Raw genomic sequence first — 22514 nt, 5'->3', positions numbered from 1 at the left:
ATGACCGGTACCGTGATCACCGTCGCTCCGACCGGCGCCGAGAGCAGCAAGGCAGCCGTACCCGCGCTGCCCGTGACCCTCGACGAGCTCGTGGCGACCGCCAAGGAGTGCGAGGCGCTGGGCGCCTCGATCATCCACGTGCACATCCGTGACGACCGCGCCGAGCCGACCCTCGATCAGGGCCGGTTGCGGGCGACCGTGGCGGCCCTGCGCGACTCGACCGACCTGATCGTCCAGCTCTCCTCGGGCGGGGCCGTGACCGACCCGGAGTCCGACCGGCTGGCCGTGCTCGACGCCGGGCCCGAGATGGCCTCGTGCACGATGGGCACGGTCAACTTCGGCGACGGCGTCTTCCTCAACCGCTGGGATTTCATCGTCGACCTGCACACCCGCATGCAGGAGCGGGGCATCGTGCCCGAGTACGAGATCTTCGACCTGGGCCAGCTCACCACGCTGCAGCGCTTGCTCAGTCAGCACGGCCTGCCGTTCGGCGGTCACGTGCATGTCGATCTGGTGATGGGTGTCCCGGGCGGCATGCCGGGCACGCTGGCCGCGCTGGCCGCCTGCGAGCAGGCCATCCGCGATCTTCCGGCGGGCACCACGTTCTCGGCCACCGGCATCGGCCGTACGGCCATCCCGGTCATCCTGGCCTCGCTCTCGGCCGGGGGTCACCTGCGGGTGGGGATGGAGGACACCGTGACGTACGCCAAGGGGCGCCCCGTGGAGTCGAACATGCAGCTCGTGGCCCGGGCGGCCGGGTTCGCCCAGCTGGCCCAGCGCCCCCCGCTGACGACGGCCGAGACCCGCACCCTGCTAGGAGTCCCCGTCCGATGATCATCGCTGAGGTGGTGCGCTCGGGGTTCGTCGAGAGTGTGCACCACGGATCGGTCGCCGTCCTCGGTGGCGAGAGCCGCGGCGACGTGACCAGCCCGATCTTTCCCCGTTCGTCCAACAAGCCGATGCAGACCGTCGGCATGCTGCGGGCCGGCCTGGTCCCGCGCGACGGCGCCGACCTGGCCCTGATCAGCGGCAGTCATTTCGGTGAGCCGTTCCACGCCCGCCGGGTCCGGGAGATCCTGGCCGGCGCCGGTCTGACCGTCGACGCGCTGCGCTGCCCCGCGTCGCTGCCGCTGGCCGAGAAGGACCGGGACGCCTGGCTGCGCCAGGGTGGTGGCCCCGAGCGCGTGCTGATGAACTGCTCCGGCAAGCATTCCGGCATGCTGGCGACCTGCGTGGCCAACGACTGGCCGCTGGAGACGTACCTGGACCCGAAGCATCCGCTGCAGGTGGCGATCGCCGAGGCAGTGGCCGATCTGACCGGCGAGACCGTCGCCGCGACCGGGGTGGACGGCTGCGGCGCGCCCGTGCTGGCGGTGTCGCTGACCGGGCTCGCCCGCGCGTTCCAGCGGCTGGTGGAGGGTTCGCCCGGGAGTTTCGAGCGCCGGGTGGCCGATGAGATGCGGGCCCACCCGGAGCTGGTCGCCGGCACCGGGGCCGATGACACCGTGCTGATGGGCGCGGTGCCGGGCCTGCTGGCCAAGGGTGGCGCCGAGGGTGTGGTGGCGGCCGCCGTGCCGGGTGTGGGCGCGGTCGCGATCAAGGTCGACGACGGCGGCATGCGGGCGCGGACGCCGGTCCTGATCGACGAGCTGCGCCGGCTCGGCGTCGCGGTCCCGATGATCGAGGAGCTGGTGCTGGGCGGCGGGGAACCGGTGGGAGAAGTCCGCTCAGTGAGGTGAGACACGCTAGCTATTGTTAGCGTTTTGCTTGCAATAGCTAGCACTCCGCGCTAGCTTCGAATGCGTGGCCGCACCCAAGGACCTGCCCCAGGACATCGGTGGTTTCATCCGCGACATGCGGCAGACCGCCAAGATTTCGCTCCGCCAGCTCGCCGACAAGGCGGGCGTGAGCAATCCGTACCTGAGCCAGATCGAGCGCGGCCTGCGCAAGCCCAGTGCCGAGGTGCTGCAGCAGATCGCCAGCGCGCTGCGGGTTTCGACACCCGCGATGTACCTGCGCGCCGGCCTGCTGGACAGCGAGGGCCAGCAAGGGGTGCTGGCCGCGATCGCGGCCGATCCCGAGCTGACGATCGCGCAGAAGCAGTCGCTGTCACAGATCTACGAGACGTTCCGTAACGAGAATCTGCGCAACCAGCCGGCCGAAGAGACCCCTCCGACCGTCGAGGAGACGACATGACCGAGCAGACCAAGACCCGCTTCCCCGCCCCCATCTACGCCGCCGCCGGCGCCGGTGACCTCGCCTACCAGCAGCTGCGCAAGCTGCCGGCCGTGGTCAACGAGCTGAGCGAGCGCGCCGCCGCCTCGCTGCGCGTCTACAACGAGCAGGCCGGCACCAAGGCCGCCGAGCTGCGCGACAAGGCCGCCACCACCGACTTCGACGCCCTGCGGGGCAACGCGGCCAGCGTGGCCACCTCCTTCGCCCAGATCGCCCAGGACCGCGCCCTCGCGGCGTACACCGCCCTGGTCGCCCGCGGCGAGCGGGTCGTCGGCAGCGGTGTCGTCGAGGCCGCCGACGTGGTCAACGCCGACATCGAGACCACCGAGGAGCCCAAGGTCCTCGAGGCCGCCGAGGCCACCAAGGAGGTCGCGTCCGCTCCGGCCACGCCGAAGCCGCGCAAGCGCGCCCCCAAGACCGACTCGGCCAAGTAAAGCGACACGACATGATCAGCGGGGCTCGGCAGCAGCCGGGCCCCGCGGCATAGACTTCTCCTCATGGCCTATTCCGCGCCGCTCTTCTACGACGACGTCGTCGTCTACCTCAACCTGCTCGTCCTGATCCTTTCGCTGGTCGTCCAGGCGGTCGCGCTGATCCACTGCCTCACTCAGCGCGGTGACGGTTTCCAGGCCATCGGCACCCTGCCCAAGGGCGCGTGGGCGGCCATCCTGGCCGTCTGCATCGTGCTGACCCTGCTGCTCAGCGGCCCGGTCGGCATCTTCAGCCTGATCGGCATCGCCGCCGCCCTGATCTACCTGCTGGACGTGCGCCCCGGCCTCAAGGACCTGTCGGACGGCAAAGGTTTCTGGTGAGGCGGTTCGGCCCGCCCCCGCCCGACGGCGGGCCCCGCGTGTTGCGCGCCGATTCCACGGGCCCTCGTTCCGGGCGGCCCACGCTGCCCGGTCCGCCCACCGAGATCGTGTCAACCCCCTCGGGCGTACGCCTGGAGATGCTGACCACCGGCGTCGGTGACCCGGTGACCGTGTTCGGGCACGGGCTGGGCGGTGACATCTCGGGCACCCGCCCGCTGGGCAGCGCGGTCGCCGGCCGCCGGGTCTTCTTCCACTTCCGTGGCCACGGGCGGTCCGAGGCGCCGGCCGGCCCGTGGAGCTTCGGCGACCTGGCGAACGACCTGCGCTCGGTGGCCGACCTGTCCGGCGCGACCCGCGCGCTCGGGGTCAGCATGGGCGCGGCCGCGCTGTGCCGGCTGCTGAGCGAGACCCCCGACCGGTTCGAGCGGGTGGTGCTCTACCTGCCGGCGTCGCTCGACGGCACCCGTCCGGTGGTGGCCGAGGAGCGGGTGGAGCGCCTGCTGGCCGCCGTGGAGTCGGGCGAGGCGGCGTCGATCGCGGCGGCCGCCGAGACCGAGCTGCCCCCGTCGGTTCGCAACACGCCGACCGGCTGGTCCTATCTACGCCAGCGGGTCGAGCAGTTGCAGCGCGACGGCCTGGCCGCCGAGCTGACGACGCTGTGGCACGCGCCCGCGGTCGCCGACCCCTCGACCCTGCGGAAGTTCACCGGCCGGGCCCTGGTGATCGGCTGCCAGGGCGACGAGGTGCACCCGGTGGCCTGGGCCTCGCAGGTGGCGGAGCTGCTTCCGGACGCTGAGCTGCACGTCTACGACCGGCCCGCCGTGCTCTGGACCAATCGCCGCGAGCTGCGTGAGCGCATCTCGCACTTCCTCAACGCATAGAAAAGGGCCCCTTCCGCGCTCAGCTGTTGAGGGTGATCTGACGCCAGGTCAGGTCGCTCCAGTTGCCGACCTTGTCGGCCGCCTGGTACTGCGGCTCGATGATCCAGCCCTTGGTCAGGCCCTTGACCGGGACCGACCAGGTGCCGGCGGCGGAGACGGCCGACATGCCCCAGACGCTCTCCGGCACGTTGTCCAAGCTCTGACCGGTGTAGCGGACCCAGGTCTTGGCGCCGAAGTTGTAGTAGTACTCGACGCCCGCGGTGTTGTACTTCCACAGCCAGACCGCGGCGAGGTCCGCCCCCGACTGGCTGTCGTGGGCCGTGCCGCGGATCGTCGCCCACGAGGCCGCCTTGTTCGGGCTGCCCGGGTAGGTCAGCGCGACCGTCGGGGCCGTCCCGTCGGTCAGCACCGACAGGGGCGGCGAGGCCACCGGCTGCGACTTGCCCTGGGCGTTCTTCAGAGTGGTCTGCGGCGTCCAGGTGCCCGGCCCGTACCAGTGCTCGGCCGTGGTCGAGGTGCCCTGGCGCAGCAGCGTCTTGGTGTTGTCGCCCCAGCTGGTCCAGGTGGCGGTCGACCTGGCCGGGATGTTGCTGGCGTTCCAGGTGGCCAGGTTCTGATAGGAGCCGTACGTCCAGACCGTGGACTTGCTCCACCGGTACGTGCCGAACTCCTCGGTCACCGCGACTGTGGCGCCGGCGCTGAAGGTGCCCGGGCCGGACGCCTCGCCGTCGCTCAGGAGCACCTCGACCGTGGACTCGCCGAGGCGGGTGTAGGAGTGCTTCCAGGTGGTCTCGCCGGCCGCCGCGACCGTCGTGGCGCCGTCGCCCCACTTGATCGTGCGGGTGATCAGGCCGGGCTCGACGTCGTCGTCGGCGAGGTCGGTCTGGGTCAGCGTCACGGTCTGCCCGGGCCAGATGCCGGTGCTGTCGAGGGTGTAGGTGCCGGTGGGTGCGGCGCCCGCGGCGAACGCGGGGGTGGCCACCCCGACGAGGCCGGCGGCAAGTGTCAAAGATAGGAGAGATGCGAGCTTCATGAGGACCCCCGTGGGTGGTGCTCTCCCTTCTCGACAGAGGGGAGCCAGCGGACAGTACCGGCGGTGCCCGGTATTGATCAACCCCGTTCTGCTCGTTGGGCCGTAACCTTTCGCTGCCATCGGGCTGTTGTTCAGACCGTGCGGTTATCCCCCAAATCACTTTTTTTCGGACTCGTGGCGCTGGGTCTGCCGATCGCGGTGACGGTCGGATGGTCCCTGGCCGCCCCGGCCAAGCACCCGGCGGCGATCGGCGTCCCCGGCGGTGAAGGCGCCCTCGGCTCGGCCCCCAAGCCCGAGCAGACCACGCCGATGACCCCGGTCCGGTATTCGCCCCGGCCCGGCCGCCCGGCGCCGGTCACGGCCTCGTCCTCGGTCACCCCGGCCGCCGTCCCCACGGCCACGGTGACCGCGGTGCCGAGCGCGACCACCGCCGCCGTACCCACATCGGCCCCGCCGCCGGTCGTGTCGTCGGAGCCGGAGCTCCCGCCGCTGGACCAGCCCCCGGTCCCGACCCCGACCGAGATCACCTCGATCCCGATCCCACCGATCGAGTCGGGTGATCCAAGCGCCATCCCCAGCGAAAGCACGCCGACGCCGTAACCGGCGGGGCTGGGCCGCAGGTCATAGACTCCCGGGTCGTGAACGTTGACGCGGGTAAACCGCTCGGAGCGGCCCGACGCTTCCTGATCGGGGCCGGGCTGCTCGCCCGGGGGCTCGGCATCCTGCTGCGCCGCCCCCGGCTGCTGCTGCTCGGCCTGATCCCGGCGGTGATCGCGGGCGCGCTCTACGCCACCGCGCTCTTCTTCCTGATCGACTTCCTGCCCGAGCTGTCCGACGCGGTCACCTGGTTCGCCGACGACTGGGGCGAGACGTGGGGCGACCTGGTGCAGGTGCTCGCCGGGGCCGGCCTGCTCGGCGTGTCGGTGCTGCTCGGCGTGCTCAGCTTCACGGCGGTCACCCTGCTCATCGGCGACCCGTTCTACGAGCGCATCTCCGGGCTGGTCGAGGACCAGTTCGGCGGCGTGCCGGACGAGGTCGAGGTCGGCTTCTGGCCGTCGCTGGGCCGCAGCCTGGTCGACTCGCTGCGCCTGATCGGACTGTCCATCCTGGTCGGCATCCCCCTGTTCCTGCTCGGCTTCGTCCCGTTGGTGGGCCAGACTGTCATCCCGGTCCTGGGCGGCGCCGTCGGCGGCTGGCTCCTGGCCGTCGAACTCACCGGCGTCCCCTTCCAGCGCCGCGGCCGGCGGCTGCGCCACCGCCGAGCCGTCCTCAAACAGAACAAGGCCCTGGCCCTCGGCTTCGGCGTCGCCGTCTTCTGCTGCTTCCTCATCCCCCTCGGCGCCGTCCTCCTGATGCCCGCCGCCATCGCCGGCGCCACCCTCCTGTCGCGCGAGGTCCTGGGCCACCCCACCACCTCAAGCCGACTCGCGGACCACCAGCTCAGTCGATAGGCCGCCGCGCCCAACAGGCCGACCTCATCGCGTCCTCAGGCCGCTGATCAGATCCGCGGCCAATAATGATGTTGAAAGCGCGACCGTTTCCGGCTGTCCGAGTCCCTCTTCGGCGCGTCTCCATACGTTCGGCGATCTTGTAGGTCTTCGTCACGAGGAGTGCAGCCGGGCCGGCAACTCGTGCTTCGAACGATCGGCCATCCACCGGGTCAAGAGCCTTGATGATCTCGGTGGTGTTGTCGACGACGGTCGCCTCGAGACCGCGAGCTCGCCGCATAGCGCGCTTGCTGTGCGGCGGCGCGCGCTCCCCGAGCGGTAGGACCACCGGCTCCGGCGAGACCCTCGGGGACCATCAAATCAACGGGTATGCCCGAGGCGTTCACCACGATCCGGGCTGGCGGTGAACGGGATCCGGCATGAAACCAGCAGCCTCCATCGCGGCCTCCACTCGAGGATCATCGCCAAGCGACCGAGGATCAATAGCGAGATCGCGAGAGTAGATCGACTTCAGCGGCGCCATAGTTGTTCATTTGCCCTCATCCATTCGAGGAGTTCTTCCGCCTCCTGCGGGCTGCGACCGGGCCCAGTCATGAGGCGACAGCAACCTGAGCCGGCGCGGCGATCTGAATGCCGATCGAGTTGGCCGTGCTCCTGACGAACGGAACGTCGATCTTCGGCTCGGCCAGCATCACGTTCGCCCCGGCTTCCGCCGGCCGCAGTCCCCACTCCTCAGCGATCGCCTCGACGTCGCGTACGTAGACCATCGCGGCCCGGGCTGGGGCGTAAGAAGCCCATTCGGCCGCCGCGACAGTCCCGGTGAACGCATACTTCGACGGTTCTGTCCCAGCGGCACGTTCTGTCAGGTTGTCCAGTCCTCGTGGTGCTATCCAGCGACTCACTTGGCTGTTGCTGACGAAGCCATAGTCCTCGCTCCACCGGCGCAGCACCCTGTCCCAACGCGGGATGACGATCGATCCACGATCCGTGCGTTCCGCCAGCTCCTCCCTTTCCAGGAAATCGACGACTCGGTATCCAGCACCCGTGGATACGTTCGCCAAGCGCACCAACTCCCGGATCGTCCAGTTGTCTGAGAAGTCAGCGATCGCTCGGACGATCTTCGCGGCTGGAGCTCCTTTGAGGGTGTCTCGCGGCCGGCCGGGTCCACGCCATGGGTCTCCATCAGTCCCATGATGAGCAACGTGCAGTCCGGGCGACGACATCTCTATGTGGACATTGCTCGTCACATCCACGAAGGACAGCCCTCGGTCGATCAATCGGGTCCGAAACTGGGGTGAGAGATAGCGGGCGGTTACCAAGCCCTGGCCATTGCCCACCTTCGCCACGTACTTCGAAAGCTGACTTGCGATGCCCTCGATGTCCCGGCTTTCGACCGCACGCTTGGCCTCGATGGCCAGGGTGGCGGAGCGACCGTCAGGGGCGGTGACGACATAGAGCTTGTCGGCGCCCACGTCGGTCACAACTTCGGCCGCTGCTTGATCCAGAGACCAACTCTTGGGGAGAAGCTCCCTCAGGAGCGCCAAGGCGCGACGTACCACTTCACCCTCGGTCTCGGGCGGGGGTAGATCGGTGAACTTTGCCGCGATGTTCATAAACCAGCTTCGTCCGCTGACAGCGGAAACAAATCTTTTCCGAACGCCGAGGTATTCTTCGCGGCTCGGACCGACGTGGTGCGCCGGCGATCAGTGATACATAAAATCTTCTCGTTCCGCTGGCGCGGAACAACGTGATAACCCGAACGAGAGACGCGCGGCTAAGCCGACTCGCGGACCACCAGCTCAGTCGGTAGGACGACGGCGTCGGGGAGGGCGGTGTCGCCGTTGATGAGGCCCAGGAGCTGGCGGGCCATGGTGCGGCCCATGTCGGCTATGGGCTGGCGGACGGTGGTCAGGGGCGGGTCGCTGTAGCGGCTGATCTCGAAGTCGTCGAAGCCGATCACGGCGACGTCCTCGGGGACGCGGCGGCCGGCCTGGCGGAGGGCGGCCAGGGCGCCGTGGGCCATCATGTCCGAGGCGGCGAAGACCGCGTCCAGGGCCGGGTCGGCGTCCACAAGGGAGCGCATCGCGGTCAGGCCCGACTCGCGGGTGAAGTCGCCCAGGGCGACCCGCTGGGGCAGGCCGGCCTCCTCCAGGGTGGCGCGGTAACCGGCCAGCCGGTCGATGCCGGCCACCATGTCCTGGGGGCCGGCGATGGTGGCGATCCGCTTGCGCCCGTGGGTGACCAGGTGACGTACGGCCGCGGCGACCCCGCCGAAATGGTCGACGTCCACATAGGGCACGGGAGGGCCGCCGATGGGGCGGCCGCTGCAGATGACCGGGATGCCGAGGCGGACGAGGGCGCCCGGCAGGGGGTCGGCGCCGTGCATGGAGGCGAACATGACGCCGTCGACGTGACCGGCCACGGCGTACCGTTCGACGCGGTCGTGGCTCTTGGCCGAGCCGGCCATCATCAGCACGAGCTGTTTGTCGGCGGCCTCCAGCTCGACCCCGGCCCCACGGATGATGGCTGGGAAGAACAGGTCGTCGGAGAAGACCCGGTTCGCCGTCTCCGGCAGGATCAGCGCGATCGACTCGGTGCGCTGGGTGACGAGGCTGCGGGCGGCCTGGTTCGGTACGTAACCGAGCTCATCGACGGCCCGGTTGACCGCCTCCTGGATTCGGGCGGCCACCGAGGTGGATCCGTTGACGACGCGGGAGACGGTCGCCCGGGACACCCCGGCGCGGCGCGCCACTGCTTCCAGGGTCGGCCGCTCCCGCGTCACCACCAAAGGTCACCCTTCGTCAGAACCCGGCGCCGCGATGCCGTTGCGCCGGATCACCTCCCTGTACCACTTCGCGCTGTCCTTGAGGGTCCGCTGCTGGGTCGCGTAGTCGACGTGCACGACCCCGAAACGCTTGCGGTAGCCCTCGGCCCACTCGAAGTTGTCCATCAGCGACCAGACGAAGTAACCGCGCAGATCGACGCCGGCCGCCAGGGCATCATGGCAGGCCCGCAGGTGGCCGTCGAGGTACTCGACGCGCCGGGTGTCGTGCACCTCGCCGTCGGCCGACGGTCCCTCGGGGTACGCGGCGCCGTTCTCGGTGATCATCAGCGGGGTGCCCGGGTAGTCCTCGTGGATCCGCTTGAGGTGGGCGGTCAGGCTGGCCGGCTCGATGAGCCAGTTCATGTCGGTGACCGGGCCGTTCGGCTCGCGGTAGGCGATGCCCTCGCTGCCCGGCTGGTCGAGCGCGGCCGGCGTTCCGGGCTTCGCGGAGACGTACGCCGGCTGGTAGAAGTTGATCCCCAGCACGTCGATCGGCGCGTTGATCGTCTCGAGGTCGCCGTCCCTGATGATCGACGACGGGTCGACGAACTGCGAGATGTGCTCGAGCACGTCCGCCGGGTACTCGCCCTTGAGCAGCGGGTCGTAGAAGATCCGGTTGGAGAGCCCGTCGATGATCCGGGCGGCCTCGCGGTCGGCCGCGTTCTGCGGGTCGACCGGGAAGACGACGGCCGGGTTGAGCGTGATGCTGACGCTGCGGGCGCCGGCCGAGCGCAGCGCCCGGGCGGCCAGGCCGTGGCCGAGCAGCAGGTGGTGCACCGCGGTGAGGGCGGCCGCCGGCTCCTGTCGGCCCGGCGCGTGCACGCCGCTGCCGTAGCCGAGGTAGGCCGAGCACCACGGCTCGTTGAGCGTGGTCCAGGTGCCGACCCGGTCGCCCAGCCGGGCGTACATGATCTGGGCGTAGTCGGCGAAGGCCTCCGCGGTCTCACGGTTGGGCCAGCCGCCGCGGTCCTCGAGGGTCTGCGGCAGGTCCCAGTGGTAGAGGGTGACCACCGGGTCGATGCCCTTGCCGAGCAGCTCGTCGGTGAGGCGGTCGTAGAAGTCGAGGCCGCGGGTGTTGACCGGGCCGGAGCCGTCGGGCTGGATGCGCGGCCAGGCGATGGAGAACCGGTACGACTTCAGGCCGAGGTCCGCCATCATCGCCACGTCCTCGACGTAGCGGTGGTAGTGGTCGCAGGCGACGTCGCCGGTGTGCCCGCGGTAGACGCGGCCGGGCGTGCGGCTGAAGGTGTCCCAGATGGACGGGCCGCGACCGTCCTCCCGGGCCGCGCCCTCGATCTGGTACGACGCCGTGGCGGCGCCCCAGATGAAACCGTCGGGGAAAGTTGCCCCGGCGAGGGCCGGCTGCGCCGACGTGGAGGTGACGGTGGCCGTCATACGTTCTCCGCTTCCTGGGTGGCTTACGCGAAATCCGAACTTAACCGGTTCATCATAGGGACGGAACCGGTCCCGGGGTTGTCCGTAAGTCGAATGTAAGCGTCAGCCGGCTTGCAGGGCGGCGATCAGCCTAGGGTCTCCGGTGACGACGAGGTGGTCCGTGCGCTGGCGTCCCATCAGCACCAGCAGCAGGTCACTGGCGGTGCCGGTGGCCTGAGCGCGGGCGTGATGGTCGTCGTCGTCGAGGATCGTGCTGGTGTCGAGCAGCGCCACACCCATGCCGCGCAACCGGACGAACCACTCATGTCCGGCATCGTTGGCCACCAACTGGACCACGCCGCGCAGGTCGGTCGGGCCGGTCCGGCGGCCGGCCGGCAGCCAGGTGTCGAGCACCTCGCCGATGCCGTCGGCGGCCAGCTTGGTCTCGATCGGGGTGGCCCGGCCGGCCGCGGCCTCCGCGTCCCAGCGGCGCAGGGAGATCTCGTGGGCCGTGCGCCGGTGCCAGAAGCCGGCCGTCTTGGCCTGGGGCGCCCAGTTCCACGCGGGGACGTCGGCCTCGAGCGCGTCGAGCGTCTCGATGGTGCCGGTGAGCTCGCGGCGCAGGCCGTCGAGCTGGGTCTCCCAGTCGGGGCGGGGCGGGAGCGGCAGCTCCTCGGGCCGGGTGGTGACGCCGCGGGGCGTGTAGTCGCGGACGAAGCGCAGGAAGGAGGTGACCTGCTCGACCAGGTCGCCCGCCGCCTCGGGCCCGGCCTGGGCCACGGCGTCCTGCAGCGCCGGGCTGTCGGCCCGCAGAGCAGCGAGCCAGAAGTCCTTCGTCGCGTGCAGCCTGTTCATCGCGTTGCTCTCCGCTCCACCGGACCGCCGATGAGATGCCGAAATCGTTGAGCCTAGGGTTGGACTCGTGCAGAACGTTAGCGCCGCACCGCAAACCGACCTGTCGGCGTACACGACGCTACGCCTCGGCGGGCCGCCCGGCATCCTCGCGGTCGCCACCGAAACGGACCAATTGGTTGATACGGTGCGTAATGCCACGTCGGAGGGGCGACAGATCCTCCTCCTGGCGGGTGGCAGCAACGTGGTCATCGGCGACGAGGGCTTCCCCGGCTCCGTCGTGCTCATCCGCACGCGCGGGATCCGCGAGATCGAGCCCGCCACGCTGCGGGTCGCCGCGGGGGAGCCCTGGGACGACTTCGTTCAGTACGCCGTGACGAACGGTTACTCGGGCGTCGAGTGCCTCTCGGGCATCCCGGGCTCGGCCGGCGCCACGCCGATTCAGAACGTCGGCGCGTACGGCGCGGAGGTCGCCCACACGATCGTGGCCGTGCACGTGTACGACCGGGAGACCGACACCGTCCGCGAGATGACCCCGGAGGAGTGCGGCTTCGCGTACCGGGCCAGCGTCTTCAAGCACAACGACCGGTTCGTGGTCCTGGAGGTCGACTTCCGGCTGGCCCGCTCCGGCGACTCGGCCCCGATCCGCTACGCCGAGCTGGCCCGCAACCTGGGTGTCGAGGCGGGTGACCGGGTGCCGCTGCAGCAGGCCCGCGACACCGTGCTGAAACTGCGGGCCGGCAAGGGCATGGTGCTGGACGCCGACGACCGGGACACGTGGTCGGTCGGCTCCTTCTTCACCAACCCGGTGGTCAGCGCGCACGAGTGGGAGGCGCTCGGCCTCGACGCGCCGCACTGGCCCGGCGAGGACGGCCGCGTGAAGATCCCGGCGGCCTGGCTGATCGAGCACGCCGGCTTCCCGAAGGGTTTCGGCGGCGACGGCGTGGCCATCTCGGCCAAGCACACCCTGGCCCTGACCAACCGCGGCACCGGCACGACGGCCAAGCTGCTCGACCTGGCCCGCACGGTCCGCGACGGGGTGCGGGACCGCTTCGGCGTCGAGCTGCACCCAGAGCCGGTGCTGATCAATTGTGAAATCTAGACAGCCCTAGCCGGTCAAGGGTGGCGGCGGGGTGGTTGGACGGGATCAGTCCCAGCCGAAGACCTGGGTGTAGTAGGGCACGCCGTTGGCGCCGTAGGCGACGCCGGTGCCGATCGAGTGGGCGCCGCAGTTGAGCATGTTCGCGCGGTGGCGGGGGCTGGCCATCCAGGCCCCGACCACCTCGCTCGCGGTCCGGTAGCCCCAGGCGATGTTCTCCCCGGACGGTTGCTCGTAGCCGGCCTCGTGCGAGCGCCGGACGAAGTTGGTCCCGTCGTTCCAGACGTGGCTGAACCGGCCGGTCCGGGCCATGTAGAGGCTCTGCCGGACCGAGGCGACGATCAGCTCCCGGTCGACGACGAGCTGGCCGCACCCGTTGGCCGACCTCTGCTGGTTGGTCATCGTGACGACCTGGGACATGAGGACCGCCGGGTTGACCGCGCCGGGCTGGACGACCGTGCCGAACCGGACGGCCGAGCCGACCTCCACCACGGTGAGGGGCGGGACCGTGCCGGACGGGCCGCCGGTGCCCGCGTACGCGGATGTCGCGCCTGTAAGTAGTAGAGCCGGAACAGCGGCGAGCAGGAAAAGGCGTCGCAGCACGGTAGCCCCCAATCCCCAATTCGCGGGCCGGGTCGGCCCATCTAGGCCTATCGCAGCGGTTAATTGGTCTTACGTCCCTTATTTGCCGGAAACCGGAATCCGCGGACGGGAAAGTGTCAGGCTGAGGGGATGGGTTTCGGCGGGACGGCCGGGGGCCTCTCGGTCGATCCGGGCGGACCGCGCCCCGGCGGTCGATTAGCTCGCTAAACTGTGACTGTCCGTAAATAGGCCGTGACATCACGCTATCGTGGGTTTGCGCGGTTGATTCCGAAGCCGGCGGTCGTGCGAGCGACGCCGAGCGGGACCTCTGCGAAAAAGGCAACGAGCCACCGGACGCCGATCCCGGCGCCCCGGCGGACGGTCGTGCCCGGACGAAGAGCACGAGCGAGGGGTGGGGGCAGGGTGAGCACAGCATGAGTCGCCTTCTCGTGGTCGAGGACGATCCGGACATCGCTCTTGCCCTGCGGCTGCTTTTTAGCCGTGCGGGTTACGAGGTCGCGCATGCCGGCGACGGGCGTACCGGTCTCAAGGAGGCGTACGCCGAGCACCCCGACCTGGTGGTCCTCGACGTCGGCCTGCCTGAGATGGACGGCTGGCAGGTGCTGGAGCGGCTCCGCGACGTCTCCGACGTCCCGGTGCTGGTGCTCACCGCGCACGGCCAGGAGGCGGAGAAGGTCCGCGGCCTGCGCGGCGGCGCCGACGACTACCTGACCAAGCCGTTCGCCAACAACGAGCTGCTGGCCCGGGTCGAGGCGTTGCTGCGCCGCTCGTCGAGCGGTCAGAACCAGTGGGCCAGCCAGGTCTACGACGACGGGCTGGTACACCTCGACCCGACCAAGCGCCGGGTCTACGTCAAGGGTGACGAGAAGCGCCTGACGCCGACCGAGTTCCGGCTGCTGAACGCCCTCGTCCGGCACGCCGGCGCCGTGCTCAGCCCGAACCAGCTGCTGACGCAGGCGTGGGACGACCCCACCGGCATCGGTCAGGAGCGGGTCAAGTTCGCCGTTCTGCGGCTGCGCCGCAAGCTCGGGTGGTCCGATCCCGACGATTCACCCATCGAATCCGTTCGCGGATTCGGCTACCGCTACCGCCGTCCGGGCGGAGAGGGCTGAAATTTCCCATTCGGTCGACCTCCGGGTGTCCTCAGATGACGCGATCGATCGTCGATGAGGGCTGTGGGAAGGCGAGCAGGAGGTAGTAAGCGTGGAAGACCTTGGTGAGATCGTCGGCGAATTCCTCATGGAGAGCCACGAGAACCTGGACCAGATCGACCGTGACCTGGTGGATCTGGAGCAGGAGCCCAACTCCCGTGATCTGATCTCCCGGATTTTCCGGGCGATCCACACGATCAAGGGCACCAGTGGCTTCCTGGCCTTCACCCGGCTGGAGACCCTCGCCCACGCGGGCGAGTCGCTGCTCTCCAAGCTGCGGGACGGCGTCATGCCGGTCACCCCGGCCACGATCACCACGTTGCTGGCCACGATCGACGGCGTGCGCTCGATCCTCGCGTCGATCGAGGAGCACAACGTCGAGGGCGACGTCGACATCGAGTCGATCATCGCGCAGGTCCATGCGCAGATGAACGCCGGCGGGGAGGCCGCTGCCGCTCCGGCCGAGCCCGCGGGTGAGGCCGAGACCGAAGCGGAGGAGACGCCCGAGCCGATCGCGGAGGTCCGCCCGGCGCCGGAACCGGTGGAGAACCAGCGCAAGCCGGTGGGCGAGATCCTGGTCGAGTCGGGCGCGGCCCAGCCGGCCGACGTCAGCTCCGCGCTCCAGCAGCAGATCGAGGGCGACGAGCGCAAGCTCGGCACGATCCTGCTCGACGAGGGCAAGGCGCAGCCGGCCGCGGTCAACGAGGCGCTGCAGCAGCAGGCCCCCAAGCGCAGCATCGCCGACAGCGCCATCCGCGTCGACGTCGACCTGCTCGACACCCTGATGAACATGGTCGGCGAGCTCGTGCTCGCCCGTAACCAGCTCGTCCGCGGCGTCATGGAGATCGGCGACGCCACGCTCGTGCGCAGCGCCCAGCGGCTCGGCATGATCACCAGTGAGCTGCAAGAGGGCATCATGAAGACCCGCATGCAGCCCATCGAGCACATCTGGTCGAAGCTGCCCCGGGTCGTCCGCGACCTGAGCAACTCGCTCGGCAAGAAGGTCGAGCTGGTCATGGAGGGCAAGGAGACCGAGCTCGACCGGAGCCTGCTCGAGGCGGTCAAGGACCCGCTGACCCACCTGGTGCGCAACGCGGTCGACCACGGCATCGAGGACCCGGAGCGCCGGGCCGCCTCCGGCAAGGGCCCCGAGGGCACGCTGACCCTGCGCGCCTACCACGAGGGTGGGCACGTGGCGGTCGAGGTGGCCGACGACGGCGCCGGCCTGAACGTGGAGCGGATCGCCCAGAAGGCCGTGGAGAACGGCCTGCTGCGGGCCGAGCAGATCCCCAACATGGACAAGCGCGACATCATGGCGATGGTGTTCCAGCCCGGCTTCTCCACCGCGGCCAAGGTCACCAACGTCTCCGGCCGCGGCGTCGGCATGGACGTGGTCAAGACCAACATCGAGAACATCGGCGGCGCGGTCAGCGTCGACTCGACGCCCGGTGAGGGCACCGTCTGGCGGCTCACCATCCCGCTGACGCTCGCCATCATCCAGGCCCTGACCGTCGACTGCGGCGACCAGCGGTACGTGGTGCCGCAGGTGGCGGTGCTCGAGCTGGTCTTCATCGACGGGCAGTCCACCAAGATCGAGTACGCCTCGGGCGCACCCGTCTACCGGCTGCGCGGCAAACTGCTCCCGCTGGTGCGCCTGGACAAGGCGCTCGGCTTCGAGGTGGCCGGCGACCAGGGTGTCTACATCATGGTCCTGCAGGCCGACGGCCGCCGGTTCGGCCTGGTCGTCGACCGGGTCCTGAACACCGAGGAGGTCGTGGTCAAGGCCCTCAACAGCCGGCTCAAGGACATCGGGCTGTACGCCGGCGCGACCATCCTCGGCGACGGCAAGGTGGGCCTGATCCTCGACGTCTCGTCGCTGGCCCGGCGCAGCCACCTGGCCGCCGACGCCGAGCGCAAGGGCATGGACTCGTCGTCGCGGGCCGCGGGCGCGGGCGGCACCGGCGAGCGCCTGCTGGTCACCGCGGTGGGCGAGCGGCGGGTGGCGATCCCGCTGGACACGGTCACCCGGCTCGAGGAGTTCCCGCGGGACCGCATCGAGCACGCCGGCTCGCGGGAGGTGGTCCAGTACCGCGGGCAGATCCTGCCCCTGGTGCGGCTGTCGCACCTGCTCGGCGCGTACGGCGAGGAGCCGGACGGCGACACGGTGTCGGTGGTCGTCTACAGCGAGGGCGGCCGCAGCGTCGCCCTGGTGGTGGACCGGATCGTCGACATCGCCGAGAACTCGACCACGGCCCGCCGGGACGCGGAGGAGGACGGCCTCGTCGGCACCGCGGTGATCCAGCAGCGGGTGACCGAGCTGCTCGACGTCCGCCGCGCGATCCTCGCCGCCGACCCGAACTTCTACACCGACCTGGAGAACGACGAGATGCTGGTGGAGGCCTGAGATGGCGAGCCGACAGTTCGCCACGTTCGAGGTGGCCGATCAGCTCTTCGGCGTCGAGGTGCACACGGTGCAGGAGGTGCTCTCGTACAACGAGTACACCCCGGTGCCGCTGGCGCCGGCGGCGGTGGGCGGCTTGTTCAACCTCCGCGGCCAGGTGATCGCCGCGGTGGACCTGCGGGTCCAGCTCGGCATGGCCCGCAAGGCGCTGCAGGGCCCGGTCATGAACGTGATCCTGCGCGGCGACGGTGAGCCGGTCAGCCTGGTCGTCGACAAGATCGGCGAGGTGGTCGACCTCGACGAGGCGACGTTCGAGCCGCCGCCGGACACGCTCAGCGGGCCGACCCGGGAGCTGGTGGTGGGCACGTTCAAGCTGGACGGCCGCCTGATGCTGGCCCTGGACGTCAACCAGGCCGTCGACACGCACCGCGCCACCACCTGATGTACAGCCTCGTCAGCGCCCCGGTGCTCGGCTTCGACCTGACCCGCCTCAGTGGCGGGTCGGCGACGGCCGAGGTGCTGCTGCGCGGACTACGGCTGAGCGCCGCCGACCTGCCGGTGCTGGCCGAGCGCCTGCCCGACGAGGGCACGCGCGGTCTGCTCTGGGTCGAGGTGGAGAGCGCGGCCCACCGGATGCCGTCGCTCAAGGGCATGTCGAAGGACGACCCGGCCGGCAGCCTGGCGCTGGTCGAGCGGGCGCCCATCGGCTCGGTGGACGCGCTGCTGACCTGCATCCGGTACGACGTGATGGCCTGGACGTGGACCGGCGCCGGCCGCGACGCCACGCAGACCGAGACCGCCGCGGCGGCGACCGGGCTGATCTGCGACGCGGCCGTGGCCAGTTACCTCCGCGAGGTGCTGGACTCGGACACCCGGCGCCGGCTCGGCGCGGGCTGGGTGGCGGCGATGCGCCGCCTCCCCACCGGCGCGCCGATCGACCTCGGGCCCCATCACTACACGGTCTCGGCGCTGCTCGACCGGTTGCGGTCGCTGCGCTCGACGGATCTCAGCCGCCTGGTGGCCTCGGCGGAGGACGCCCGGCGCAACGCCGGCGGATGGTCGCCGGCCGTGCATTCCGCCTCCTGGGCGGCGTATCTCTCGGATCGGGTCCGCACCGCCGCCGCGGCGCAGATGCTGTTGGTACAGGCCGTCGACACGGCCGCGATCCCGTTGGCCGACCGGGCCGGCGGGGTGTGGAACATGCTCAGCGGCGCGGTGCAGGCGCTGGTGGTGCGGGATCTTCTGGACACTTCCACCGCCCATCGTCTCCTCGCACCCGTGGTCGCCGCTCTCGGTCCCGCGTGGCTCGGGTGAAGGGGGGTGGTCCGGTGATTTCGGTCCTCGTCGTGGACGACTCGGTGGTGGTCCGCCGGCTGATCGTGGACGCGCTCGGCGGTGCGGAGAACATCGAGGTCGTCGGGACGGCTTCGAACGGGCAACTGGCCCAAGCCAAGATCGATCAGCTCAAGCCCGATGTGATCACCATGGACATCGAGATGCCGCAGATGGACGGCATCACGGCGGTCCGGGAGCTGCGCAAGCGCCACAAGCACATCCCCGTGATCATGTTCAGCACGCTGTCCGCCTCGGGCGCGACGGCCACGCTGGAGGCGCTCTCGGCCGGCGCCACCGACTACGTCACCAAGCCCAGCAACGTGGGCTCGGTCAGTGAGTCGATCGCCGCCGTACGCGGGGAGCTCGTGCCCAAGATCTACGCGCTGGCCGGCAAGCGCCGCCCCGGCACCGCGCCCGCGGGCCCGGCGACCCGCCCCGGCCCGGCCGGCCCGGCCACCGCGGCCCGCCCGATGGCCCGGCCCGGCACGGCGCCGCCCCGGGCCGGACTACCGCCGTCGGGACCGGGCCGCCCTGGCGCGGCCCCGCCCGGCGCCGCCCCGGCCCGCCCGGTCAAGCGGACGGGACCGGGTGGCCGGATCGACATCCTGGCGATCGGCTCCTCCACCGGCGGACCGGACGCGCTGACCAAGGTGCTGCAGGGTCTGCCCGCGGACTTCCCGGTGCCGATCGTGGTCACCCAGCACATGCCGCCCGTCTTCACCAAGATGTTCGCCGAGCGGCTGGACCGCAGCACCCCGCTGCGGGTGGTCGAGGCGACCGACGGGATGGAGTTGACCCCCGGGTGGGCCTACATCGCGCCGGGCGACAACCACCTGGTGTTCCACCGCCGGGGCACCGCCACGCTGACCCAGCTCAGCGGCGCGCCGCCGGAGAACTCCTGCCGCCCGGCCGTGGACGTGATGTTCCGGTCGGTGGCGGCCCTCTATGGCGCTTCGGCGTACGCGACCGTGCTGACAGGAATGGGACACGATGGACGAGGTGGTGCGAAAGTGCTGAGAGACGCGGGCGCCGAGGTGCTGGCGCAGGACGAGGCCACCTCAGTGGTGTGGGGTATGCCCGGCGCGGTCGTCGGGGCCGGCCTGGCGGACGAGGTCCTGCCGCTCGACCGGATCTCGGCCCACCTGGTCAGCCGCATCAAGAGCGGCCGGTCGGCGGCGGTGGCCCGATGACTCTCTCGCAGGCCGAATTCACCTTCGTCGCGCAACTGGTGCGGCGGGAGGCCTCGATCGTGCTCGCCCCGGGCAAGGAGTACCTGGTCGAGGCCCGGCTCATCCCGGTCGCCCGGGCCGTCGGGGCGCCGAACGTCAACGAGTTCCTCGCCGACCTGCAGCGCCGCCCCAACCCGCAGAATCAGCGCAAGATCATCGACGCCCTGACCACGAACGAGACGTCGTGGTTCCGGGATCGCGAGCCGTTCATGGCGCTGACCGACGTGGTCCTGCCCGAGCTGGTCAAGTCGCGCTCGGCCACCCGCAAGATCCGGATCTGGTCGGCCGCCAGCTCGAGCGGCCAGGAGGCGTACAGCCTGGCCATCACCCTGCAGGAGAACCTCCCGCCGGGCTGGTCCTACGAGATCGTCGGCACCGACATCTCGACCGAGATGGTCAAGCGGGCCGAGACCGGCGAGTACAGCCAGGTCGAGGTGAACCGCGGCCTGCCGGCGCAGCAGCTCGTGCAGTACTTCGAGCGGGCCGGCGCGCACTGGCGGATCAGTCAGCAGCTGCGCCGCAACGTGTCGTTCAAGCTGATGAACCTGACCACGCCGTTCCCGGCCATGCAGCCCTTCGACGTGATCTTCCTGCGGAACGTCCTGATCTATTTCGACGTGGCCACCAAGCGCAACGTGCTGCAGAACATGGCCAAGGTGCTGCGGCCCGACGGCTGGCTCTTCCTGGGGGCGGCCGAGACCACGATCGGGATCGACGACAACTACGAGCGGGTGGCCGCCGGCCGCACGTCCGCCTACCGAGCACGTACCGGAGCGCCCGCGGGCGCCGCGAGAAGGGGATGAAGCCGCGATGCGCGCCATGGTGATCGACGACTCCCGCGCGATGCGCATGATCCTCAAGCGCATTGTCTCGAAGCTCGACTTCGAGGCTCTGGAGGCAGGCGACGGCAAGGAGGCTCTCGACCTGCTGGAAACCCTCGATCAGGTGCCGGAACTGGCCCTCATCGACTGGAACATGCCCAACATGAACGGGCTCGAGTTCGTCACGAAAGTCCGGGCTGATCCGCGTCTGCGCGAGATGACGCTGGTCATGGTCACCACCGAGAGCGAACAGAGCCAGATCGTACGGGCGCTCGCCGCGGGCGCCCACGAGTACGTGATCAAGCCCTTCACCGAGGGCGCAATGATCGAAAAGCTGGCCCTGCTGGGCCTCGTCCCGACCGGAGCGAATTCATGAGCGTCGAAGTCGAGGTCAATGAGAACGACCTCGCCGAGATGGTGGAGCAGGTGTGGGAGTCGTACCTGGATCCGGAGGGCATCAGCCCCCTGATCCCGACGTACGACGAGAACCAGCCCTCCGAGGTGCACTCCTCGGTCTCCATCACCGGATCCTGGACCGGGCACATCGTCTACGCGTCCTCCACGTCGGCCGCCCGCCGGGCCGCCGCCGCCTTCCTCGCCATGGAGATGGACGAGGTCAGCGAGGAGGACGTGTCCGATGTGCTCGGTGAGCTCGCCAACATCGTTGGCGGCAACGTGAAGGCCATGCTGCCGCCGGGGGCGTTGCTGTCCCTGCCGCAGGTGGTTCTCGCGCCCGAATCGACCGCTCGCTTTCCCAACACCCAGCGCATCAGTGGCGTCTACGGGGTCTGGGACGGCGAACCGGTGTCCATTTCCATGTGGCAGAGCCGCGGCGACAACAAGGAGGGCGCGGAATGAAGATTCTCATCGCTGATGACAGTCGGGTGATGCGGCAGATCGTGGTCCGCACACTGCGCCAGGCCGGCTTCGGCGACCATGAGCTGATCGAGGCCGCGGACGGCAAGCAGGCCTTCGAGATGACCAAGTCGGAGAACCCGGATCTGGTCCTCTCGGACTGGAACATGCCCGAGATGACAGGTATCGAGGTGCTGCGGCAACTCCGCGCGGCCGGCAACGACGTCAAGTTCGGTTTCGTGACGTCGGAGAGCACGCCTGAGATGAAAGATCAGGCCGACGCCGCCGGTGCGCTTTTTTTCATCGTGAAGCCGTTCTCGGCTGAGCGATTCGATGAGGTCTTCGCTCCTATTTTGGGATGATTACGACATGTCTGATGTCTCCGTTCTTCCAGGCACCCTGGCCGTCCGCAACCTCTTCGAGGACCTGCTCGGCCGGGAAGTGACCGTCAGCCCCGGCGACCCGCTCTCCGCGGATGAGGTCAACACCTCGACGATCGCCATCTTCACGGACAACGCACAGCAGATCTACGGCGTGCTCGGCATGGATCTCACCCTGTCGGCCAACGCCGGCGCCGCCCTCGGCCTCCTGCCGGCCGGCGCCGCCGAGGACAGCATCGACGAGAAGAAGCTCTTCCCGAATCTCGCCGAGAACGTCTTCGAGCTGTGCAACGTGCTGACCAGCCTCCTCAACCGCGAGGGCGGCCCGCACATCAAGATGTACCAGGTGATCTACCCCGGCGATCCGCTGCCGGCCGACGCCCGCGCCCACCTGATGGCGCTCGGGCGCCGGGTCGACCTCATGGTCGAGGTGAACCGGTACGGAAAGGGAAAGTTCAGCCTTTCTCTCGCGCCGTGACCGGACGTACGACAAACGACGCGGGGCCGCTCTTCAGCGGCCTCGCGTTTTTTCGTGGCTAAGCATTTCCGCCGACCTGTCGAAGCGTAGTTCGAGCTAGCTATAAGGACAGGAGTGCGTGATGACCTCACCGACTTCCGGATCCACGGGACCGTCCGGCACCTTCGCCGCATCGGCCGCCGCCGCCGCGGCGGCCGCGGCCAAGGCGGACACCCCGGAGAAGCCCAAGTCGCTCGGCGACAAAGACACCTTCCTCAAACTGCTGGTGGCCCAGCTGAAGTACCAGGACCCCAGCAAGCCGGCCGACTCGACCCAGTTCCTGGCCCAGACCGCCCAGTTCACCCAGGTCGAGAAGCTCGGCGAGGTCGCCGACATGCTCAAGGCCCAGCAGCTCGTCGGGGCCAGCTCCCTGGTCGGCAAGACGGTCACCTACCTCGACGAGTCGGGGGCTCAGGCGACCGGGGTCATATCGGCCGCGAAGCTCAACGGCGGCAGCGAACCGACGCTCCGGGTCGGGAACACGGAAGTGCAGCTGTCCAAGGTCATGGAAGTCCAGACGCAGGGAGCAGCCGCTCCCCCGGCCGCCGCACCGGCACCAGCAGCGGCGCCGGCTCCCGCTCCGGCGCCGGCTCCGAAGCCGGCGGCCAAGGACGAGACCTCAGAGACACCCAAGCCGTAATTCCTCTCCACCGCGAAGGATCTA

The 22514-nt window shown here is 69.8% G+C and carries 25 protein-coding genes and 1 pseudogene; 20 read left to right on the top strand and 6 right to left on the bottom strand.

The genetic code is table 11. The features are described 5' to 3' along the window. The 6 genes and pseudogenes from AB0J66_RS11175 to AB0J66_RS11150 all read left to right on the top strand — a co-directional run bounded on the left by AB0J66_RS11175 (position 1) and on the right by AB0J66_RS11150 (position 3928). Positions 1 to 834 (top strand): 3-keto-5-aminohexanoate cleavage protein, encoded by an 834-nt coding sequence (locus AB0J66_RS11175; protein ID WP_364658549.1) that lies wholly within the window; start codon positions 1 to 3, stop codon positions 832 to 834. Beyond that, positions 831 to 1739, top strand: coding sequence for an asparaginase (locus tag AB0J66_RS11170; protein WP_364658546.1), 909 nt, complete (start codon positions 831 to 833; stop codon positions 1737 to 1739). The genes AB0J66_RS11175 and AB0J66_RS11170 overlap by 4 nt, the downstream gene beginning before the upstream one ends. A 64-nt stretch (positions 1740 to 1803) precedes the next feature. Continuing rightward, positions 1804 to 2304: pseudogene (locus tag AB0J66_RS11165) on the top strand (helix-turn-helix domain-containing protein). After that, a complete protein-coding gene (locus AB0J66_RS11160) occupies positions 2229 to 2669 on the top strand; it encodes a hypothetical protein (protein WP_364658703.1) in 441 nt (146 codons plus the stop codon). The pseudogene AB0J66_RS11165 and the gene AB0J66_RS11160 overlap by 76 nt, the downstream one beginning before the upstream one ends. Before the next feature lie 63 nt (positions 2670 to 2732). Continuing rightward, entirely contained in the window at positions 2733 to 3047 is a 315-nt protein-coding gene (locus tag AB0J66_RS11155) for a DUF2516 family protein (protein ID WP_364658543.1), read from the top strand. Continuing rightward, on the top strand, positions 3044 to 3928 hold the full coding sequence (locus AB0J66_RS11150; protein WP_364658540.1) for an alpha/beta hydrolase: 885 nt from the start codon (positions 3044 to 3046) through the stop codon (positions 3926 to 3928). Before AB0J66_RS11155 ends, AB0J66_RS11150 begins: the two co-directional genes overlap by 4 nt. 19 nt (positions 3929 to 3947) lie before the next feature. On the opposite strand, the gene AB0J66_RS11145 is transcribed toward AB0J66_RS11150, so the two are convergent. After that, entirely contained in the window at positions 3948 to 4961 is a 1014-nt protein-coding gene (locus AB0J66_RS11145; protein ID WP_364658538.1) for a hypothetical protein, read from the bottom strand. 174 nt (positions 4962 to 5135) lie between these two features. Here AB0J66_RS11145 and AB0J66_RS11140 point away from each other — a divergent pair, with 174 nt between their 5' ends. Together AB0J66_RS11140 and AB0J66_RS11135 are read left to right on the top strand one after the other, a co-directional pair. Beyond that, positions 5136 to 5561, top strand: coding sequence for a hypothetical protein (locus AB0J66_RS11140; RefSeq protein ID WP_364658535.1), 426 nt, complete (start codon positions 5136 to 5138; stop codon positions 5559 to 5561). 38 nt (positions 5562 to 5599) lie between these two features. Beyond that, a complete protein-coding gene (locus AB0J66_RS11135) occupies positions 5600 to 6412 on the top strand; it encodes an EI24 domain-containing protein (RefSeq protein ID WP_364658532.1) in 813 nt (270 codons plus the stop codon). A 587-nt stretch (positions 6413 to 6999) separates the two neighbouring features. Here the strand turns inward: AB0J66_RS11135 and AB0J66_RS11130 are convergent. The 4 genes from AB0J66_RS11130 to AB0J66_RS11115 form a co-directional block, all read right to left on the bottom strand. Continuing rightward, the gene (locus AB0J66_RS11130; RefSeq protein ID WP_364658529.1) at positions 7000 to 8022 is read right to left on the bottom strand and encodes a hypothetical protein; all 1023 of its coding nucleotides are present in this window, start codon (positions 8020 to 8022) and stop codon (positions 7000 to 7002) included. A gap of 161 nt (positions 8023 to 8183) precedes the next feature. Next, positions 8184 to 9194 carry a LacI family DNA-binding transcriptional regulator gene (locus AB0J66_RS11125; protein WP_364658526.1) on the bottom strand — a complete coding sequence of 337 codons (1011 nt, stop codon included), beginning with the start codon at positions 9192 to 9194 and terminating at the stop codon, positions 8184 to 8186. Between the two features lie 6 nt (positions 9195 to 9200). Beyond that, a complete protein-coding gene (locus AB0J66_RS11120; RefSeq protein WP_364658523.1) occupies positions 9201 to 10628 on the bottom strand; it encodes a GH1 family beta-glucosidase in 1428 nt (475 codons plus the stop codon). Between the two features lie 102 nt (positions 10629 to 10730). Further along, on the bottom strand, positions 10731 to 11462 hold the full coding sequence (locus tag AB0J66_RS11115; protein ID WP_364658520.1) for a hypothetical protein: 732 nt from the start codon (positions 11460 to 11462) through the stop codon (positions 10731 to 10733). A 67-nt stretch (positions 11463 to 11529) separates the two neighbouring features. Here AB0J66_RS11115 and AB0J66_RS11110 point away from each other — a divergent pair, with 67 nt between their 5' ends. Then, a complete protein-coding gene (locus AB0J66_RS11110) occupies positions 11530 to 12561 on the top strand; it encodes a UDP-N-acetylmuramate dehydrogenase (RefSeq protein ID WP_364658517.1) in 1032 nt (343 codons plus the stop codon). A gap of 45 nt (positions 12562 to 12606) precedes the next feature. Here the strand turns inward: AB0J66_RS11110 and AB0J66_RS11105 are convergent, their stop codons facing one another. Continuing rightward, on the bottom strand, positions 12607 to 13161 hold the full coding sequence (locus AB0J66_RS11105) for a CAP domain-containing protein (RefSeq protein WP_364658515.1): 555 nt from the start codon (positions 13159 to 13161) through the stop codon (positions 12607 to 12609). A 413-nt stretch (positions 13162 to 13574) separates the two neighbouring features. Between AB0J66_RS11105 and AB0J66_RS11100 the strand changes: the two genes are divergently transcribed. The 11 genes from AB0J66_RS11100 (at position 13575) to AB0J66_RS11050 (ending at position 22490) form a co-directional block, all read left to right on the top strand. After that, positions 13575 to 14273 (top strand): response regulator transcription factor, encoded by a 699-nt coding sequence (locus tag AB0J66_RS11100; protein ID WP_364658512.1) that lies wholly within the window; start codon positions 13575 to 13577, stop codon positions 14271 to 14273. Between the two features lie 91 nt (positions 14274 to 14364). Continuing rightward, a complete protein-coding gene (locus AB0J66_RS11095) occupies positions 14365 to 16716 on the top strand; it encodes a chemotaxis protein CheW (RefSeq protein WP_364658509.1) in 2352 nt (783 codons plus the stop codon). A 1-nt stretch (position 16717) separates the two neighbouring features. Further along, the gene (locus AB0J66_RS11090; RefSeq protein ID WP_203772359.1) at positions 16718 to 17155 is read left to right on the top strand and encodes a chemotaxis protein CheW; all 438 of its coding nucleotides are present in this window, start codon (positions 16718 to 16720) and stop codon (positions 17153 to 17155) included. Continuing rightward, a complete protein-coding gene (locus AB0J66_RS11085; RefSeq protein ID WP_364658506.1) occupies positions 17155 to 18027 on the top strand; it encodes a hypothetical protein in 873 nt (290 codons plus the stop codon). The genes AB0J66_RS11090 and AB0J66_RS11085 overlap by 1 nt, the downstream gene beginning before the upstream one ends. Before the next feature lie 14 nt (positions 18028 to 18041). Further along, positions 18042 to 19238, top strand: coding sequence for a chemotaxis response regulator protein-glutamate methylesterase (locus AB0J66_RS11080; RefSeq protein WP_364658504.1), 1197 nt, complete (start codon positions 18042 to 18044; stop codon positions 19236 to 19238). Further along, entirely contained in the window at positions 19235 to 20080 is an 846-nt protein-coding gene (locus tag AB0J66_RS11075) for a protein-glutamate O-methyltransferase CheR (RefSeq protein WP_364658502.1), read from the top strand. Before AB0J66_RS11080 ends, AB0J66_RS11075 begins: the two co-directional genes overlap by 4 nt. 7 nt (positions 20081 to 20087) lie before the next feature. Further along, positions 20088 to 20474, top strand: a complete 387-nt coding sequence (locus tag AB0J66_RS11070; RefSeq protein WP_364658499.1) for a response regulator — start codon at positions 20088 to 20090, stop codon at positions 20472 to 20474. Then, a complete protein-coding gene (locus tag AB0J66_RS11065) occupies positions 20471 to 20956 on the top strand; it encodes a chemotaxis protein CheX (RefSeq protein ID WP_364658497.1) in 486 nt (161 codons plus the stop codon). The genes AB0J66_RS11070 and AB0J66_RS11065 overlap by 4 nt, the downstream gene beginning before the upstream one ends. Continuing rightward, positions 20953 to 21315: a response regulator gene (locus AB0J66_RS11060; RefSeq protein WP_364658494.1), complete on the top strand. Its 363-nt coding sequence runs from the start codon at positions 20953 to 20955 to the stop codon at positions 21313 to 21315. Before AB0J66_RS11065 ends, AB0J66_RS11060 begins: the two co-directional genes overlap by 4 nt. Before the next feature lie 7 nt (positions 21316 to 21322). After that, positions 21323 to 21811, top strand: coding sequence for a hypothetical protein (locus AB0J66_RS11055; RefSeq protein WP_364658491.1), 489 nt, complete (start codon positions 21323 to 21325; stop codon positions 21809 to 21811). 121 nt (positions 21812 to 21932) lie between these two features. Then, positions 21933 to 22490 carry a flagellar hook capping FlgD N-terminal domain-containing protein gene (locus AB0J66_RS11050; protein ID WP_364658488.1) on the top strand — a complete coding sequence of 186 codons (558 nt, stop codon included), beginning with the start codon at positions 21933 to 21935 and terminating at the stop codon, positions 22488 to 22490. Positions 22491 to 22514: the final 24 nt, after the last annotated feature.

Origin of the sequence: Actinoplanes sp. NPDC049598 (assembly GCF_040675435.1) — a bacterium.
In the GTDB taxonomy this organism is placed as follows: domain Bacteria; phylum Actinomycetota; class Actinomycetes; order Mycobacteriales; family Micromonosporaceae; genus Actinoplanes.
The sequence above is the reverse complement of the archived record's forward strand: the minus strand, read 5'-3'. Positions and strand labels throughout refer to the sequence as shown.